We start from the raw sequence: 17,252 nt of genomic DNA on the forward strand, positions 1-17,252 counted from the left end.
GCTACTCCTTTGATTGAGATTCTACCCCAATTTTCCATTGATTAAATAATATATTTTCTCCCATTTTTGGAGCACGTTCAATATGCCACATCAGCGCAAAAATAGGCTTATGTTTATGCTTGAAAGCCTCTATGCTCCTATCTTCTGCCCTCACCAAAGGCTCTAAGCAGTCCCCTAAAGCCCTAATACCATAGTTATGAAAAGAATTGACTTCAAATTTCTCACCACTGCTTGTATCTACAACTTGATGATTGCCAATATGCCCCTCTAAAAGCTCCAATTTCGCACCAAAATATTCTGCTATCCTCTGCGCACCACGACAGATTCCAAGCAAAGGCACATTATACTGCAAACAATGCGTGAGTATTTGCGCCTCATATTCATCACGCATAGAGGAAAGTGGATTAGGATTTAAAGAGTTTAAATCATTCCCACCACTTAGAATCACGCCACCTAAACTCCCCCCTAGAGATTGCGCATAAGTGCTAAAAGGCATCGCATAGCTTAAAGGCAGAGGCAAAAAGCCCTGCAAATGCTCCTTAAAAAAATCGCCCCACTCTACGCTTAAAGCCTCACGCACCTCGTAATAACTCGTATTTTCTAGCAATCTTTGCGTAATACCAATAAACTTCATAAGACTACGATTTGCCCACTTTCACAATCTAGCTTAATGCGCTTTGCGCTTAGAAATTTGCTAAAGTTTTCCTCGCCTACACCAATCGCAGCAGGCAATCCAAGCTCACTTGCGCGAATTGCCATATGCGAGTTTGCCCCACCATAGCAAGTAATCAATCCCACGATATTTTTCGTAAATAAATAATCAAATCCGGGGTCAGCGGATTTAATCAGCACAATTTTGCCCTCTAAATTCGTATCACTTAAATCGCTAATGAGCGCACTCACCGACTTTTGCGTGATGAAGTTTGGCACAATCTCCGCGCTTAAAAAGCTCACAACCTGCTCTGCATTGGTAAGTAGCACAGGAAGCTTCACGCTCAAAGTCAAGGCGTATTCCTCCTTGTGCCTTTTAATTTCCTCTAAAAATCTTTCCTTTGGATTTTTAGAATACAGCGAGGCATAAAGGTTTAAAATATTTTGAATATCCAAATGCGCCATTTCCTCTTTTGGGATTCCATAATAAACGCCTAGCTCACCAATGAGGCTTAAAGCACGAGAGAGTAGTTTGGTAAATTCAAACTTCGCATATTCTCTCCCCTCAATCGCTCTTTTCAAAAACTCTAAAAACTCTTTTGCGCTAATCTTTAGCCCGTGTTCGCTTAAAAGCGTATCAAGAGATTGCAGCTTTTTAGTATTAAGCACAAAATTACTTTCATTTGATGTCAAGCCCTCTTTTGCACCCAAATCAAAGTAAGCTCTAAAATCCTCATCATAGCGCGGACTTAAGATATTATAAGTGCTAGGGCGCAAATGCCCAAATTTGCTTAAAAACTCCTCTTTTGTTTCCTCTGTAAGCGTAGCAACACTTGAGGCTAGCTCCTTGCTTACCGTATTGAGAGAATTTAAAAATGCCTGTTTTTCCGCCAAGCTAAAAAATCCAATTTCTACAAGAGAATTAAGCATAGAAACCGCCACAAACCCAGCCCTTGCAATCCCTGCAAAAGGCAAAGTCCCGTATCTCTTACAAGATTCCAAAAGCCAATAAATCTTATCCAAAGTCGGCAAGTGCGAATCCTCTAAATCTTTGTAAATTTGCTCTAACTTTGCAATCTTTTTTAAATCCTTGATATACAAGCCTTTTTTAGGATTGATGATAGAATTTGTAAGCTCCAAAAGTGCAAATTCTAGCCTTTTAATCTCATTTTCATTAAAGCCTTTTGAAAGCAGACTTTTTAATTTATGAGGGATATTTAAATCATAGCAAGAAAAGACAATGTTAAACTCTATCTTATCGTGGAAATGCGGGTTTGCCTCCAAAGTATCCAAATAATAATCCACTAATTTACTTGCGATTTTTTTATCCAAAGATTTGGGGATAAAGGAGTTAAAAGAAAGACGCACATCAATATAAGGAATGCCCAAAAAGCAGTGCATTAGCGGGTGAGAGCGTAAATTAAGATAACCATAATTATCCCGTTGATACGCCCAAATATTATCCGTGATGATTTCTTTATAAAGGCTTAGGGCTAATCGCTTAGGCTTCAACCCCAAAATCTCGGCAGGATTCCAATCAGGCATTACACCAAAAATTGCGCGTTTGCCATAAATATCTGGCGTTTGCTTTTGCAAAGAAACAATGCGCTTTTGTAATCTCTCTAGCGCGCTAAATGGCAGGGATTCATAGAGATTGAGTTTATCTTTGACTACAAGCGGACGCACTTGCAGACAATACAAATCCCCGCTAGAATCTATCGCAAATTCCACATCTAAGAATTTATAGTCAAAAAGAGATTCTAACTCCCTTAGCATTACAATAATAGCTTTTAAAGTGCTATCTTTTGGCAATTCCGCTTCTTTATGAGCAAAAAAGCTTAAGCCTTTGGCGCTTCCATCGGTAATCGCACTATTTGAACCGCTTTTATCCCACTCAATGCAATAATAAGGCGCAAGCGTATCTTTATCCGCACTCATCGCCACACCGCACATCGCGATATGCTCTAGCATTGGCTGAATGAGAATCTCATCATCAAGCTTTGGCATAGACGCCCCAACTTTGCGCAACGCCTCTAAAATCGCTTGGGATTCCACATTTACATTAGAAAGACTTAAAAATGCTCCTGCATTAGAAGTTTGCGCACTATCTTCACTTTTGGAACTGCTACGAACGATAAGCTTTTCACACGCATTTTCACCGCTGAAGCATTTTTGAATCTCCTCTAATACCCCCGCCTCATTCGCTTCCAACTCTTTAAGAGAAGTGAGCATTAAGGGCAAGACTTTTGCACTCTTTAATATGCCCTGCAAAGCTAATAAATTACGCGCTTTGGTTTGAAAAGATAATTGCATAATAAACCTTAGATGCTACAAAATAAAGGCGATATTATAGTTTAAACTTACTTCAAGATTCTTTATTTTGCGCTTCTGTTGCTCCTATACCTCTTTAAAGCTATTTGCCTTACTCGCATTCCTTGCAGTATTTTTTAACTATGCGTTCTACTTCGGCTTGGTATTCTTCTAGTCTATATATAATCATACAATGCGCAAAACGAAAGGTATTCATTGCATTAGGCAAATAGTTATAGTTGTCATCAAAATATTTTTGCAAATCTAACCTGCCTTGAGCTACATCTTTGCGTAGCCCAAAAATTTTATCTTTCTCTATAGGTTTAAACAAATTTTCTTTATCATATTGTAAGCAATATTGTAATCCCCATTCGGCTAGAATAGAGGATTGTGTAGCATTTGTTACTGCAAGAGCTTCACCAAATGGAGGTCCTGCATATACTATTGTATATGCCATAATCAAATATTGCAAAACAAACTTTTTCATACAACCCCTTTAATCAATTAAATCCCAAAAGTATAAATCTCGTATTATATATTGATATTCATTAAGATAATTAGGGCTTACTTTCAAGTCTGTATCTACAAAATCATTCCCATTCCACAAAGTAGTATGTCGTAGCCCATCTGTGCCAATCATTGCGATAATGCTTTTTCTTTGAATGAGAGCAATCATTTACTCGCATTCCTTGCAGTATTTTTTGACAATGCGTTTGACTTCTGCTTGGTATTCTTTGGAATCGTAGAGGTCAAGGCAAATGGCTAATAAATTCCTTTCTTTTGTGTATCTGTCAATAAAATGTTTCAGCTCATTATCAGCTTCTTTGCTCACAAATTTGGACATATTTTGCTTTTCCCCTATCCATTGTTTCTTGTGGGATTCAAAGGGTATTTTTTCCGTATAACCAGAACAATACTCAAATCCCCATACCTTATGTAAATATATTGCATTTTGTTTATAATATTTTTCATAATTGATATGAACTTCAAGTCCTCCTGCAAGGATATTACAAAACATTATTTTTACAAATAAACATATTTTTAATGTATTCTTTATCATTTTAATCCTTTAATTCCCAAAAATAAAACTCTGAAACAAATGGATAACTATTATTTGAGTCATTAAGATAATCATAACCAAAAAGATATAAAGGTATATCAACCTCCTTATTCATTTCCACATCTACAAAATTATTCCCATTCCATAAAGTGGTATGCCTCACTCTATTGCCTTGTAATCTCATTGCCACAATGCCTTTTCTTTGAATAGATTGTAATTCTTTGAAAAATTGTTGATTTTCATCTTTTGAAGTCATATTATGATAAAAATCTTCAGAACAACCACACGCTATAGATTGTTTAATTACATTATCAAGCTTTTTTGGTTTCTTCCAAGCCACGCTCAATGCATTAATAATGCCATCAACTGATAAATAATAATATTTACCTCCAATATCCCAAAGCCCACTAGGCAAATCTGTTTTGTTAGCTATTTCATTCAAGGGTATTGTGCTATTATTGAGTGCATAGCTTACTCTTGTGGCGCAGGTATTATATCTATTCTCTCTATTATCATTATAAAAATTTAACAAAACTTGACTTACTTTTTTATATCTTGCCTCCGACATAGTATAAGATAGCCGATTAAGTTCATCTCGTGTTTGTGGTTGTTTTGTTTTATAAGTTTTTATAAATTCATCAGCACCCTCTTTTGTTATCTCCCTATATCCCTTTTCCACGCTCTTAAAGCTCGGTCTTTGAATCTTAATTGTTGCCTCTTTGTCTCCACATTTTACTTTGCATACATTCATTATGACTCCCCTATATTCCATTAAAGATATTTAGAATCGTAGCTTGATTATTTCTTATGGTTGCTGAAATTTGAAAGGTTTTTTCTTGAAATTCTAATGTCAAATCCAATCTCTCCCCCTCATTATATCCTTGTGTTCTTATATGGTGGATTTGTCTCATTCATAAAGAATCCTTGACAAAATAGAGTTGCAAGAATTGCATTTGTTAAATTGTGGTGGAATCTTAGCTCATCTCCTCGCACATTGCTAAAAACTCCTGATAATACTTCCAAGATTCTATTATGTCGGGACGCACAGAAGCTAGAAATGCTAGATGTTTTTCAAAGACTGCTTTAGCTTCAAGACATAAATCTTTGTGAGATTTGAGATATTCTAAAATGTCTTTTTCGGTAAGTTTTTTAGCATTCTTCATCTCTTTTTGCTTTTCTAAGAGTGGGATAATCTCTAACAATCTCTTTTTAACCAACCCTAAGAGATTTTCATTCTCAAAAAGAATTGCCCAATCTTTTGAATGAATGCAAAGAATAATCCTGTCATAAAAGCAAGTTTGCCCAAGAAGAGAAAAAGTAATGTCTTTATAATTTGCATTCTCCTCCAAAGCCTGTTTATGATAGCTCGAGCATCTTTGAGAATTATAATCAAAGATATATTTTCTCTTATCCATACAAAATACCCTATCCATTAGAGTAATGGCAATCACTTGATTGTGGCTTTTAAACTCCAAAGTAAGGGGCAAAATCGTTTGATACTCCGATATACCCATTGCAAATATCTCTTTATCTTCGGGCTTTGGCGGAGGGAAATGAAGCTGCTTAGCTAGAGTGTGGATTGTCTCAAATGCCCTATCACCTACTATTTCAGCCATATCAAGTATTATACTCTCCTTAAAATTGATTAGAAAATCCCAAAGCTGCGTATCGTGGAAACAATAATAAATGTCTTTAATAAAATACTCCATTAAATGCGCAAAAGTATCTGTCTCTGCGATTCTTAAATCCTCTTTATCTCCCTTGCCTCTATTTTGCAAAAAATGCAATAAATCCTCTGGATTGACAAGCTTTTTCATCTCTACATACACTTCTCTGCAAGGAGTTAAAGAACAAGCACTCTTTAATGCACTAATTGGGTCTCGGACAAGGTAAATAGAGGGAGTATTGGGAATAAGTGCGCAGAGTTTTTCTCCATTTTCTTTTTTATTATGCGGTATATAGTTTCTTAATGCAATGTAGCTAAAATAATCTTGCAAATCTGTATGCTCCATAATTAAAGTAAATAATGTAATATACGCTGCTTTTGCCCTATCCTCTACATCTACATCGCCTTGATAATAAGATAAGCCCCCGCATCTTTGGATAAGATTCTCTAATCCTGTGTTACCTGTGGCGTGGCTACCAAAATAGAGGAACTGATAATAAGGCGGCAAAGGAATATTTAACTTCCACGCAAATTCGGGGGGAATGTCTGTGTAATCTATTTCTTTAGGATTAAGCAGCGGAGGATAAGTATATAATGGGGGGGGGGGCAGAATATAAGTCTCTTTAAATTCCTTAGATTCTAACCACTGCTTTACATTGTCGTATTCTTTAGCAAAATACGAAAGAAATGAAAAATCAGCAACACAAATATTATATCTCCTTAAAGCTCGGTAAATCTCATACGCGCGGGGTTTATCAAGGCAATAGAGGGTAAGAAGCATTAGTAGTTTTTGAAGCAGTGCGTAAATTCCGCCTTTATGTGCCTTTTTATCTGCCACATATCTTAAGGCATTTAATACGCCACTTTTCTTTAAAATCTCAAATGTTTTGCTTTTACCCATTTTACTTCCTTAATTTTACCCTACTTTTCTTGCACTCCAGCAACGCGTAGTGTATTTGATGTCAAATTCTTGAGGGAGAACTTCTCGCATTTTTGCAGTGATTTTATCAAAAATCTCTTGCCCTTCTTTGGTCTCTAAATCCCAATAAGGATTTTTCACACTCTGCCACGCTAAGATATAGTTTTCCAAACTTTGGTGAAAGTAAAAATCCTCTTCAATGTAGATAATATTATCAAAAAGCTCTTTGTGTGCTTCAATAATTGGGCGTTGGTCTTCGCGTCTCACACCTCTTGTGTAATCTGGCACGATGGAGAGAATCGCATTCTCTGCCTTTTGCTGAATGGGGTCGTTTAAGTCTCTATGATTCCACATACACGAAAAGTATCCATTGCCTTTAAGCAGTCTATGGGCTTCTTTTAACGCCTCTGTCCTATCCATTACATTAAAGCTACTGCCAAAGGTTACCCAATCAAAACTCCCGCTTTGTAATGTAGAATCCACGCCCGTAGCCCTTACCCATTCAATTTTTGCGCCTTTTGTGCGCTCAATGCCAATTTCACGCATTGCGTCATTTGGCTCTACACTCACCACTTCACAACCTCTCTCTAAAAGCATAATGCTTAAATTTCCTGTCCCTGCGCCAATATCTGCGACTTTCAAATTGCCCACTTTTTCTCCGCTAGCCAAAGTGATAAGCATATTAATCGTTTTGGGTGCGTAATTCGGGCGGTAGCTGTAATACTTCGCGTGTTTGGTGTAATCCCAAACTTGTTCTACTATTCTTGTCTTATTCTCTTGCATTGTTGTTTCCTTATTATGTTGCCCAATGCAAAAGAAAAAGAATAGAGAATTACGCCCTAGAGCCTCCTTTGCTGGACTTTCTAGCCGTCCAAGCGCGAATTTTATAAGGAATCTCTAAAGTTTGTAAATGTGAGATTTTGGATTCTATCATTTCCAAAATCTTTTTCCATCTTTGCTCCCCTGCTTGGGCTTGTATATCATTTACAGAATGCCACGCTCCAAGATAACGCGCCTTGTCCATTATCTCTATATAATCGCACTCCATAAAAAAGCAGTCTGTGAAATCCCCGGTGGAGATGAGGATTTCCTCCCATTTTTTGACATTTTGCGTCCCGCTGCTCACTCTAGCAAGCTCTGGAACAATATTCTTAATCTCTTGTTCAATTTCATAGAATACTGAACCCTCTAGGATATTTCTAGGATTCCATATAGCAGTGAAATACCCCCCCCCCCCGCAGAAGTATTGTGGGTAGAAGTATGGGCAGAGCCATTTTGAGCCGCAGAATTTTTTAAGATTCTCGCAAACTCGGGCAAAGATTTCTTAGGGTCAGTCCAATGGAAGCTACTCGCCATAATCACCCAATCGGCAATTCCACTTTGCACGCCTGTTTCCTCGCCACTTCCTTTTTGCCATTTGATATTTGTGTCTTTGGTATAGGCGATGCCCTCTTCTCTCATCTCATCATTTGGCTCTACGGCTAAGACTTGCATTCCAAACTCACTTAGCATTTTGGTAAGCTTGCCTGTCCCTGCACCTACTTCCACGATTTGCAAATCTTTGAGATTTTTTTGCTCATCATTGATACAAGCAATCAGCTTTTCTAACAACATCGGGCTATACGCCGGACGATTATGATAATGCTTCGCCACTTGTGTAAAATCACCTTGTTTCATTATTTAAGTCTCCTTGAAATATTTATTTCTCATTAACGATTAAAATGAAAGTATAACAAAATATTGATAACTTTATTTACCTAAGATATTTCCTCGCACATTGCTAAAAACTCCTGATAATACTTCCAAGATTCTATTATGTCGGGACGCACAGAAGCTAGAAATGTGAGATGTTTTTCAAAGACTGCTTTAGCTTCAAGACATAAATCTTTGTGAGATTTGAGATATTCTAAAATGTCTTTTTCGCTAAATCTCTTTGCCTCTTCAATTTTCCTTTGCTCCTCTAGACGTGGAATAAATGCGAGGAGATATTCTTTGATTTGCTCACAAGTTTTTGTGTCTTGTTTTAGAATCTCAAAGTCTTTTTTCTCAATACACACAATAATACGCTCATAAAAACTATCTTGATTAAAAAGAAATTGTGTGATGTCTTGATAATGCTCAAAAGCATTTTTATGCTCAACAAACTGACCTAATTCTATATAAAATCTGCAATCTGAACAATAAACATTGTCCAAAAGGTAAATATGTATATTCTTATAAGCAAACTTTATGGGCAACACTCCCTCATATAAACCAGCCTTTATTCCAAATTTCTCCTTATCACTAGGTTTTGGGGCAGGAAAAGAAAATGCTTTTGCTAGAGTATTCATTGTTTCAAAGGCTCTCTTACCTACAATTTCAGACATATCAATACATATAATATCTTCATCTGCAATATTAATAAGGGCTTTTCTTAAGTCTGTGTCGTGGAAAGTCGCATCATATTGATTTAGCCGAAATGCACTTGTTCGTAGTGTAGGATATTTGGTGTATTCCCAAATAAGATGTTTTCCATCAAAATGCCAATCTATATATCGTATAAGCTCCTCAAAAATCTCACTAGGACTAAGGGCAAGTTCAAATACTTGCGTAAAACTAGGACGACCATGATATGAGGTATAGCTCTTAAGCATACCTATAGGGTCTCGAACGAGACAAAGTGCATTAGTTTTGGGGATAAGGGCATAAAGCTTATCTTTATATTTATCATTAAACATATATTCTCGAACAGACAAATAGCCAAAATATAACGGGGGGGGGGCATAGTATAATGGTAATTTCTCATAATTTGTTTAAAATAACAAAAATAAGATTCTTTCGCCCAAGATTCGCTATTGAGCAAAGGTGGTTGCACACAATAATTCAATCCCCCACATCTCCTCAAAAAACTTTCCAATCCTCTATTACCAGTTGCGTGGCTACCAAAAAACACGAACTGATAATAAGGTGGTAAAGGCAAATTAAGATCCCACGCAACTTCGGCAGGAATCTTTGTGTAATCTAATTTTTTGGGATTAAGCAATGGAGGATATGGGTGATTAGCATATTTTTCTAAGAATGATTGAGAGGTAAGCCATAGTTTGATATTATCATACTCTTTGGCAATCAAATCCAAACTTGCTTTACATTCAATTAAAATATTATATTTTCTTAAGAAAAAAAAACTTAAGTTACATTTTGCTTTATTTACAAGAATAAACATCTTTAAAATTTTATACCAATGAGTTACTTTTATCTTTTTTGCTATTCTCTTCTTTTTCTTTCTAATTCGATAAGCAAGGGCGTATCGTAATCCTACCCTTTTAATAATTTTTATTGTTTTAGACTTTTTCACTCTTATTTCCCAATCGTTTTGATTACTTCTATTATAGTGAATCTAAGTAACTTTTTATAAAAGCCTATTTTTCAAACATAAAAATAATATCCCCAAATCAGCCCGAACAATCCTAAAAATAGCACAGGTAGAGTAACCACAAACGCCACTGCCATATAACACATAAAACTAATGCGGATTCCATAGCCTTTTAACCTTTCAAGCCAAAGTAAAGTTGCAAGTGAGCCTATGGGTGTGAGTTTCGAGCCAATATTGCAGCCAAGCAAATGTGCGATGATAAGACTTTCCTGCGCCTCATTCAAATATGCTTTAAAATCTGCAAGTGCGAGATTACCAAGCATTACCATAGGTAAATTGTTTATCACGCTACTGCCAACACCACTTCCAAGCCCCATACTTACAATCTGCCATTCTTTGGGCAACGAGACAAACAACGACAGATTATCACTTAGAATCTGCAACACACCGCCATTTTTAAGCCCAAAAACGACAACAAATAGCCCAAGAGAAAATAACACGATACCAAAGGGTGCGTTTTTAAAACAAGAGAATATCCCTAGCTGCCCTTTTATCTTGCCATAAAGCAATGCCAAAATCGCACATAGAAATGTAAAACTTGAGAGTGGAATACCTAATTTATGTGCAAAAGCAATACCAAACACAAGAAGGAGTAGCAGTGCAAAACAAAAGATAATGCAACCTTTAGAAATATCACTTTGCAAATCCCTAAATTCAAGTCTAGGAGGCAAGATTCTCCTCACTATATACCAAAATCCTACAATCCCACAAATCACAACAATTTGGGGCAAAAACATAAGCACGCTAAAGCGGAGTGAGGGAATCTCAAAAAAATGCGCGGTGATAATGTTTGTGAGATTAGAGATAACAAAGGTATTTGAAGCAAAATCACTCACAAAGCTTACAAGAAACAAAAATACAATTAAAGGCGTGAAAAATACCTTTGTATTATGCACTTTAAAAAGTGTGAGGATTAAAGGTGTGAGGATTAAAATAGCACCATCGTTTGCAAAAAACGCACTTAAAAAAGCACTAAAAAGCACAAGAAAAATATAGAATCTTGCGCTACTTAAGCTTTGTTTCTCACCCTTTTGACTTAAGATTCGGATAAGTAATAATGCAAGGAAATCAAAAAATCCTAATGTTTCAAACGCGAGAGTAAGAAGGATAAGTCCAATGAGTGTAAGTGTGCTATCCCACACCATTGCCCATACACGCCAAATATCGTCCAAATTCACTACATTGAATAAATAAGCGCCTACAGCTCCTAAAGTGCTAAACACCCACAAAGGAAGATTTAAAGGACGCCAATAAATAAGAAGCATTGTGAGTATAAAAAGACTAAAAGCCATAAAATCCATAAAAGGCTACCTCGTTCATACCTGCTTTGATTTGCAATTTTTGCGAGATTCTAACATAGAGGGTATTAAGAAGAGTTAAGATTAACTTAGCTTCAACTGCTCTATTTCCCTAAGCGCATTCTTAAGACTTATACAGATTTCCTCGCTTAATTCTTTTGGGTTTGGTAGATTCTCCAAATCCTCTAAACTCTCATCTTTTAGCCAAAAAATATCCAAATTCATTTTATCGCGCTTCTTAATCTCCCCAATGCCAAACAAGCGAAATCACTCACTCTCCTTGCGATTTTCCATTGCCCCCACGCAAAAACAAGATTCAAACTCCCTTAAATGCTCCGCACTTAAAGGACTTGTTACAAGGCTTAGATTCATATTCGTGCGCATATCATACACCCATACTTTTTGTGTGGAATCCTCACTTGTTGCCACTTTGTCAAAAAATAGCACATTTGCTTTCACCCCTTGCGCGTAAAAAATCCCTGTGGGCAGTCGCAAAATCGTATGCAGATTGAAATCCTCTAAAAGCTTTTTACGCACTTTCTCTCCTGCTCCTGCTTCAAACAGCACATTATCGGGTAACACGACTGCCGCTTTACCCCCGATTTTTAAAAGATTCATAATGTGTTGCAAGAAATTGAGCTGTTTATTAGAAGTCGTGGCGAAAAAATCCTCTCTGTTGTATTCGTCCTTTTGGCTTTTCACCTTGCCATTTTCGGCTAAAATCTTAGTCGCCGACTTCTTGCCAAAGGGCGGATTGGTTAGCACCCTATCAAACCGCCGATTGCCTAACTCACTTAGAGAATCCCCGATTTCTATAATGCCTCCCTCGCCCCCGATTCCGTGCAGATATAGATTCATCGCGCACAAAGACGCCACTAAGGGCGTGATGTCCTTGCCACAAAGCCTCTCATTTCGTAAGCATTTGAGCTCCTCTTTGTCTTTCGTCTGTGCTTTCATCACCTCATACGCACTTAGCAAAAATCCACCCGTCCCACACGCAGGGTCGCACACCTCCATATTGGGCTTTAGCTCCATTAACCCCACGATAGAATCTATCAGCACTCTAGGAGTGAAATACTGCCCCGCTCCCGCCTTTGTCTCTGTGGCGTTTTTGGCAAGTAATCCCTCATAAATCGCACCTTTGACATCTACATTCAAGCCTAGCCAAGTCTCACTATCCATAAGCACAAAAAGCTTTTTGAGATTCGCGGGTTCTTTGATTTTGTTTTGCGCATCATTATAGATAAGCCCTATCACGCCCTCACTCTTTGCAAGTTGCGCTAACGCGGCATCATACGCACTCTCTAGTTCCAACCCATCTAGGTTTATGAGCCGCTCCCATTTGCAGTTTGCGGGGATTTTGCTACTCTCTCCGATACTCTCCCTCTCACTTTCCATTTTCAAAAACAGCAAATAGCTTAACTGCGCGACATACTCGGTATAACTCACACCACTATCACGCAAAATCGTTGCGAAATTCCACACCTTTGCAACAATCGCCTTTTCACTCATTTTTGCCCCTTTGTATTATTTTTAAAGTTTCAACCTATTTCCACAATATGTTAATTTTCTCTCATTTTTTTAACACAATCTCCCATTCTGTTAAAAATCAAGCGGAATTTTAACATACTCCTTTTTTAAATAATTCAAATAAGCCAATATTGACATAATAATGATTCCTACCTATTTTTACACATCGCATGATTTTAAGCTCCTCACAAATTTTAAGATATTTTGAAGCGGTCTGCCTTGTGATATTAAGCTTACTTGCAATCGTTTCTATCCTAGTGTATGGGTGTATAAACAAAGTCTCTAAAAAATCTTTTGTGTAAAATTCAGTTTGATTTTTTAATAAATCTTTTGTATGTTGCATAAGGGTTTGAATAGCTTTTATTGTTGTAGTCGTTGTTTTAGAAGTATATTCTACTCCTTTTAAAATATAGCTTATCCACTCTTCCCACGCATTTTCATCACGCACTTTTTGTAAAAGTTCATAATATTCTGCCTTATGCCGCACAATATAACCACTTAGGTAGAGTATAGGCAAGTCCAAAAGCCCTTTATACACAAGATATAGGATATTAATAATCCTCCCACTTCTCCCATTCCCATCATAAAATGGGTGTATGCTTTCAAATTGATAATGAATAATTGCCATTTTGATAAGCGGGTCTAAGTCTTGCATACTATCATCATTTATATATTGCTCTAAATTACTCATTAAACGCACTATATCCTCATAATGCTGTGGTGGAATATGCTTAATTTCTCCTGTGCTTGGAATTTTAAGCATTGTGCCACTTTGTCGTCTAAACCCCGCATCATTGCGTTCAAGTCGTTTTTGAATCGCCAAAATATGAGAGTTTCTAAACAACCTATCCCTACTAATAAGCCAAAATCCTATTTGTAGAGCCTTACCATAATCTTGCACCTCTTTAGTAGCTTTTGCCATTTTACTCTTATCAACTTGCGATAAAAACAATTCATCGTGCGTAGTGATAATATTTTCTATCTCACTAGAATCCTTTGCTTCTTGTAAGACTAATGCATTAATCAATATAAAGCGGTTGGGAATTGTCCTTGCTATACCTCTTAGCTCACTCAAAGCCCTTGAAGCAGTTACAAGTAATTTATACATATTTTCACTTATAGGAATTTCTAATGGAAGTTCATTTGGGATAAATTCTTTCATTTGCCTTGCCTTGATATGTTAAAAAATATAAAATTTTTTAACATTATAACAAAATATGTTAAAAACCAAGAGGAATCTTAACATATCAGCTCACCCTTAAAGGCTTGGTTTAAAAGTGAGGATTTGAGTTTTTGGAGATTTTCTAGGCTTGCATTCACAAACTGCGCTAAATTGTCTAAATGAGTGAATTTGGATTCTAAAATTTGCACGATTTGATTTTGGGTTGCAAGGGGTGGCATTACAACTTGTAGTTCATAAATTTGACTTCTACTAATCCCGGGCTTTACGCCTCTTGCAAATTGTTTTAAATTCAAATACTTAAGCAAATGATATAAAAATACCAAATTGTATTTTTCCTTATCAAAATTAACATAATATGCGACATCAAGCACCCAACAAGGGGAGGAGGTTAATACAACACTTCCTACGCTTCCTTTTCTGCCAACAATAATAGAATTTTCGCTTATCATAAATTCATCGCTATAATCTTTGATACCATTTGCAGCATATACGGGATATTTTCCATTAGTTTTTCTTTTTGTTTGATTCAAGGCTTTGCCATATACAAATTCACATACTTCCCCAAGTGTTTTAACTTCCCAACCTTGCGGAATTTCTTCCTTTATGAGAGGGTGGAGAGGCAATGCAGAAGTCTCTCCCTCCTCTCCAACAACGCGCTTTTTTAAGGTTTGCACTTTGTGCGATGAATTTTGAGATTCTGTAAGTTTGCCACTAAAGGCACAGTGGAGCAAGGAGGATTTAAGACGCGGAATGTTTGTTTGCACCGACTTAAGATGACGCACTGCCTCATCAATATGCGCAAAGGCATTTTCTAGCTTCTCCACTATGGCTTTTTGGGTTTCAAGCGGCGGGAGGGGGATTTTCTCTTTTTTATAATCTCTAAAGTAAATATGTGGAATCACTGAACCGCTTATGTATTGATTAAAATTAATTGTTTGCAAAAAATAATATAAATACTTTAAATTCAAATTTTCATTTGCTTGTATATAAGCCATTGTTCCAATGACAGATGATTTGGGTGGTAATAAAAATATCTTGCCTACTGCACCATCTTTGACTATGCCTAAACTTTCTATTTCTATGGTGTAGAAATCAATAGTTTTTAAGAATCCTTTTGCTCCATAGATTGGATATTCTCCTGTATTGTTTTCAATATCTCTTAAAACGATATTAGAATTTTTAGAAGTGCAAACTTCTGCTAAGGTTTTGACTTGCCAATTCTTAGGGAGATTGTGAAAGTTATTTATTGTCATTAATTTTTATTCTCCCTGTGTATTTCTTTTTACATCTACAATTAATGGTAGAGTTGATTTCAATGCTTTTCCAGCTACAATCGCTTGGTATTGCTTGAGAAAGGGTAAAGTTGAAGCCAAGTCTTTGCCTATATAATTGCCCAAGAAATTAGCATTTGTATCATCAAAAGCCTGAAAACAAATCATAGTGTTACATTGTGTTAAAATTGTTTTTGAAATATTAGCAGTTCTTTGTCCGATAATCATAAAACCTATATTATATTTTCGTCCTTGTAACGCAATTTGACTGATAGTATTTATAACACTTTGTGATGTTTTATCGCTGTTGCCGATAAAATTCCATTCAGGGATAATGGTGTGTGCCTCTTCTATAACGATTAGAATTTTTTTATTGCTTGTCTGGCTGTTTTTCGCCATATCAAATATAACTTTAAAAAAATACTTTGTATATTCTAGTATTGCTGTGCTATTGACTAAATCAGGCAATTCCAAATGAGCGATATTCTTATCGTTTGAATTTAAAAAATCCTGAATAGATTTTTCAAAATTCTCTTTTATTGTTTTATTATATTTTGATATGCTGGCTTTATCTTGTTGGTTTGCGAATTTTTCACACTCAATTATAAGATTATCAATATTTTTTTGAATTGTTTTTACGCACTCCTCATTGATTATATTTTTAATATCTTCAAAGTATTTTATAAATTCGTTGTTAAAATCCACACAAATAACTTTTGTATCCTGCATAAGTTCTTTTATCATTTCTCTAGCTAAAAATGACTTACCAGAGCCTGTTACCCCAATTAAAGCTATGTGATGACTAACTGCTTCATTTAAACTAATTACAGAGGGAATGTTTGTCTTTGGGATACAGCCTAACTTGTATTGAGGGTAAGTAAAGTTTTCATTGCAGTGTATTTCTTCTACCTTAAAAATGGGTGAATATATATCTGCAACCCAACCAAACTTTTTAAAATCTAGTAATTCATTATCCCATTCACCTAATTGAGTGGCTTCACCCTTGATAAATCCATTTTGATTTTTTGATTCTAAAATTTCACTTTGAGTGATGCCATTTACAACTTGATAAAATATACTTTTTTCTCCTATTTCGATTTTAAGCAAATCCCCCTCTTCTAAATCTCTTTCTTTTTTGGAATATTCAAAGTTGATTTTTGAGATATTTGAATTTTCGCTTACAATACCCACAAAAGTATTAATTTTATCTTCTAAATTGGAATCTGAAATTTGATAAACAACATTTGGCTGTATTTCTTTTTCGTCTTGAGATAAGTTATTAATAATACAAATTTTTGCCCATTGTTGATTATTTAACTCATAAATATCAAAAATAAATCCTTGAAGTAATTTTCCTTGATAGTTTGTAAATTTTATAGTAGAAAATTGAGCTATATTTTTCTTATCTTCAAATATCTTTACAAGATAAACCTTACTTGAATGCACTGCAAAAATTTCACCTATTGCGTTAATATTTTTTATTTTTTGGTTAAAAGAAAAAGTATTCCTCAAATTTTTAGGATTTATAAGAATGATAAAAAACCAAAATATAAACATAATAAGGGCATAAATATTATCATTTTGATTTACAGCACCTCCATAATACAATAAAAGAGTGGATAAAAACACGAGAGAATAAAGAATCTTACCTTGCCCAAAAAGAATTGTAATATTTTTTATGCAATTTGAAATCTTATTTATCTTATATTCTTCACTTTTATTTTTACCAATTTCTGACAAAATTATAGAGACAATAGAAAGTGTAATAACACCCACTATGAAATAAAAAATTATGCTCCAAATCAATGGACTTATAAAGTCATTTTTTATTGCCAAGAAAACCAATAGTAAAGGCAAAGAATTTGTTAAGGCATTTTTAGGGGAAGTAAAGTAAGGCTCTATAAACAATAGAGAAAACAACATTGCTCCCAAACCAGAATAAAACCAAATAT

Annotated in this window: 17 protein-coding genes and 1 pseudogene; all 18 read right to left on the minus strand. The window is 35.7% G+C overall.

Features of this window, described 5'->3' with window-relative positions:
• Position 1: 1 nt before the first annotated feature.
• The 18 genes and pseudogenes from LS66_RS08395 to LS66_RS08465 all read right to left on the minus strand — a co-directional run bounded on the left by LS66_RS08395 (position 2) and on the right by LS66_RS08465 (position 16,857).
• Positions 2–634: a gamma-glutamyl-CDP-amidate hydrolase gene (locus LS66_RS08395; protein ID WP_034368230.1), complete on the minus strand. Its 633-nt coding sequence runs from the start codon at positions 632–634 to the stop codon at positions 2–4.
• Complete coding sequence (locus LS66_RS08400; protein WP_236097017.1) at positions 631–2,967, minus strand: PEP-utilizing enzyme; 2,337 nt, start codon at positions 2,965–2,967, stop codon at positions 631–633. Before LS66_RS08400 ends, LS66_RS08395 begins: the two co-directional genes overlap by 4 nt.
• 106 nt (positions 2,968–3,073) lie before the next feature.
• Positions 3,074–3,448 (minus strand): hypothetical protein, encoded by a 375-nt coding sequence (locus LS66_RS08405; RefSeq protein ID WP_034368233.1) that lies wholly within the window; start codon positions 3,446–3,448, stop codon positions 3,074–3,076.
• Between the two features lie 9 nt (positions 3,449–3,457).
• Entirely contained in the window at positions 3,458–3,637 is a 180-nt protein-coding gene (locus LS66_RS08410; protein WP_034368235.1) for a hypothetical protein, read from the minus strand.
• Positions 3,638–4,021 (minus strand): hypothetical protein, encoded by a 384-nt coding sequence (locus tag LS66_RS08415; protein WP_138092052.1) that lies wholly within the window; start codon positions 4,019–4,021, stop codon positions 3,638–3,640.
• Between the two features lies 1 nt (position 4,022).
• Positions 4,023–4,772 carry a T6SS effector amidase Tae4 family protein gene (locus LS66_RS08420; RefSeq protein ID WP_236097014.1) on the minus strand — a complete coding sequence of 250 codons (750 nt, stop codon included), beginning with the start codon at positions 4,770–4,772 and terminating at the stop codon, positions 4,023–4,025.
• Between the two features lie 10 nt (positions 4,773–4,782).
• Complete coding sequence (locus tag LS66_RS10100) at positions 4,783–4,932, minus strand: hypothetical protein (RefSeq protein ID WP_161594736.1); 150 nt, start codon at positions 4,930–4,932, stop codon at positions 4,783–4,785.
• Positions 4,933–4,995: 63 nt separating this feature from the next.
• Positions 4,996–6,588 (minus strand): DUF2972 domain-containing protein, encoded by a 1,593-nt coding sequence (locus tag LS66_RS08425; RefSeq protein ID WP_138092055.1) that lies wholly within the window; start codon positions 6,586–6,588, stop codon positions 4,996–4,998.
• Between the two features lie 15 nt (positions 6,589–6,603).
• Positions 6,604–7,389: a class I SAM-dependent methyltransferase gene (locus LS66_RS08430; RefSeq protein ID WP_034368533.1), complete on the minus strand. Its 786-nt coding sequence runs from the start codon at positions 7,387–7,389 to the stop codon at positions 6,604–6,606.
• A 49-nt stretch (positions 7,390–7,438) separates the two neighbouring features.
• Positions 7,439–8,283 (minus strand): annotated as a pseudogene (locus tag LS66_RS08435) (class I SAM-dependent methyltransferase).
• 80 nt (positions 8,284–8,363) lie between these two features.
• Complete coding sequence (locus LS66_RS08440; RefSeq protein ID WP_138092058.1) at positions 8,364–9,323, minus strand: DUF2972 domain-containing protein; 960 nt, start codon at positions 9,321–9,323, stop codon at positions 8,364–8,366.
• Positions 9,242–9,721 (minus strand): hypothetical protein, encoded by a 480-nt coding sequence (locus LS66_RS10105; protein WP_236097015.1) that lies wholly within the window; start codon positions 9,719–9,721, stop codon positions 9,242–9,244. Before LS66_RS10105 ends, LS66_RS08440 begins: the two co-directional genes overlap by 82 nt.
• 290 nt (positions 9,722–10,011) lie before the next feature.
• Positions 10,012–11,319 carry an arsenic transporter gene (locus LS66_RS08445; RefSeq protein ID WP_236097016.1) on the minus strand — a complete coding sequence of 436 codons (1,308 nt, stop codon included), beginning with the start codon at positions 11,317–11,319 and terminating at the stop codon, positions 10,012–10,014.
• 81 nt (positions 11,320–11,400) lie between these two features.
• Positions 11,401–11,541 (minus strand): hypothetical protein, encoded by a 141-nt coding sequence (locus LS66_RS10220; RefSeq protein ID WP_201273679.1) that lies wholly within the window; start codon positions 11,539–11,541, stop codon positions 11,401–11,403.
• A 42-nt stretch (positions 11,542–11,583) separates the two neighbouring features.
• Positions 11,584–12,828, minus strand: coding sequence for a type I restriction-modification system subunit M (locus LS66_RS08450; protein ID WP_201273680.1), 1,245 nt, complete (start codon positions 12,826–12,828; stop codon positions 11,584–11,586).
• Between the two features lie 109 nt (positions 12,829–12,937).
• The gene (locus LS66_RS08455) at positions 12,938–14,008 is read right to left on the minus strand and encodes a Fic family protein (RefSeq protein ID WP_034366860.1); all 1,071 of its coding nucleotides are present in this window, start codon (positions 14,006–14,008) and stop codon (positions 12,938–12,940) included.
• A 77-nt stretch (positions 14,009–14,085) separates the two neighbouring features.
• On the minus strand, positions 14,086–15,282 hold the full coding sequence (locus LS66_RS08460; RefSeq protein WP_052057387.1) for a restriction endonuclease subunit S: 1,197 nt from the start codon (positions 15,280–15,282) through the stop codon (positions 14,086–14,088).
• Positions 15,283–15,288: 6 nt separating this feature from the next.
• Entirely contained in the window at positions 15,289–16,857 is a 1,569-nt protein-coding gene (locus LS66_RS08465) for an ATP-binding protein (protein ID WP_161594738.1), read from the minus strand.
• Positions 16,858–17,252 lie beyond the last annotated feature (395 nt).

Origin of the sequence: Helicobacter sp. MIT 03-1614 (assembly GCF_000762925.2) — a bacterium.
GTDB lineage: Bacteria > Campylobacterota > Campylobacteria > Campylobacterales > Helicobacteraceae > Helicobacter_C > Helicobacter_C hepaticus.

Coding starts and splice junctions, on each gene's coding strand:
- LS66_RS08460 (WP_052057387.1), bottom strand. CDS start 15,282: ATGACAATAAATAACTTTCACAATCTCCCTAAGAATTGGCAAGTCAAA.
- LS66_RS10100 (WP_161594736.1), bottom strand. CDS start 4,932: ATGAGACAAATCCACCATATAAGAACACAAGGATATAATGAGGGGGAG.
- LS66_RS08440 (WP_138092058.1), bottom strand. CDS start 9,323: ATGTTTAATGATAAATATAAAGATAAGCTTTATGCCCTTATCCCCAAA.
- LS66_RS08425 (WP_138092055.1), bottom strand. CDS start 6,588: ATGGGTAAAAGCAAAACATTTGAGATTTTAAAGAAAAGTGGCGTATTA.
- LS66_RS08445 (WP_236097016.1), bottom strand. CDS start 11,319: ATGGATTTTATGGCTTTTAGTCTTTTTATACTCACAATGCTTCTTATT.
- LS66_RS08410 (WP_034368235.1), bottom strand. CDS start 3,637: ATGATTGCTCTCATTCAAAGAAAAAGCATTATCGCAATGATTGGCACA.
- LS66_RS08465 (WP_161594738.1), bottom strand. CDS start 16,857: ATGTTTATATTTTGGTTTTTTATCATTCTTATAAATCCTAAAAATTTG.
- LS66_RS08395 (WP_034368230.1), bottom strand. CDS start 634: ATGAAGTTTATTGGTATTACGCAAAGATTGCTAGAAAATACGAGTTAT.
- LS66_RS08415 (WP_138092052.1), bottom strand. CDS start 4,021: ATGATAAAGAATACATTAAAAATATGTTTATTTGTAAAAATAATGTTT.
- LS66_RS08450 (WP_201273680.1), bottom strand. CDS start 12,828: ATGAGTGAAAAGGCGATTGTTGCAAAGGTGTGGAATTTCGCAACGATT.
- LS66_RS08430 (WP_034368533.1), bottom strand. CDS start 7,389: ATGCAAGAGAATAAGACAAGAATAGTAGAACAAGTTTGGGATTACACC.
- LS66_RS08405 (WP_034368233.1), bottom strand. CDS start 3,448: ATGAAAAAGTTTGTTTTGCAATATTTGATTATGGCATATACAATAGTA.
- LS66_RS08420 (WP_236097014.1), bottom strand. CDS start 4,772: ATGAATGTATGCAAAGTAAAATGTGGAGACAAAGAGGCAACAATTAAG.
- LS66_RS10220 (WP_201273679.1), bottom strand. CDS start 11,541: ATGAATTTGGATATTTTTTGGCTAAAAGATGAGAGTTTAGAGGATTTG.
- LS66_RS08455 (WP_034366860.1), bottom strand. CDS start 14,008: ATGAAAGAATTTATCCCAAATGAACTTCCATTAGAAATTCCTATAAGT.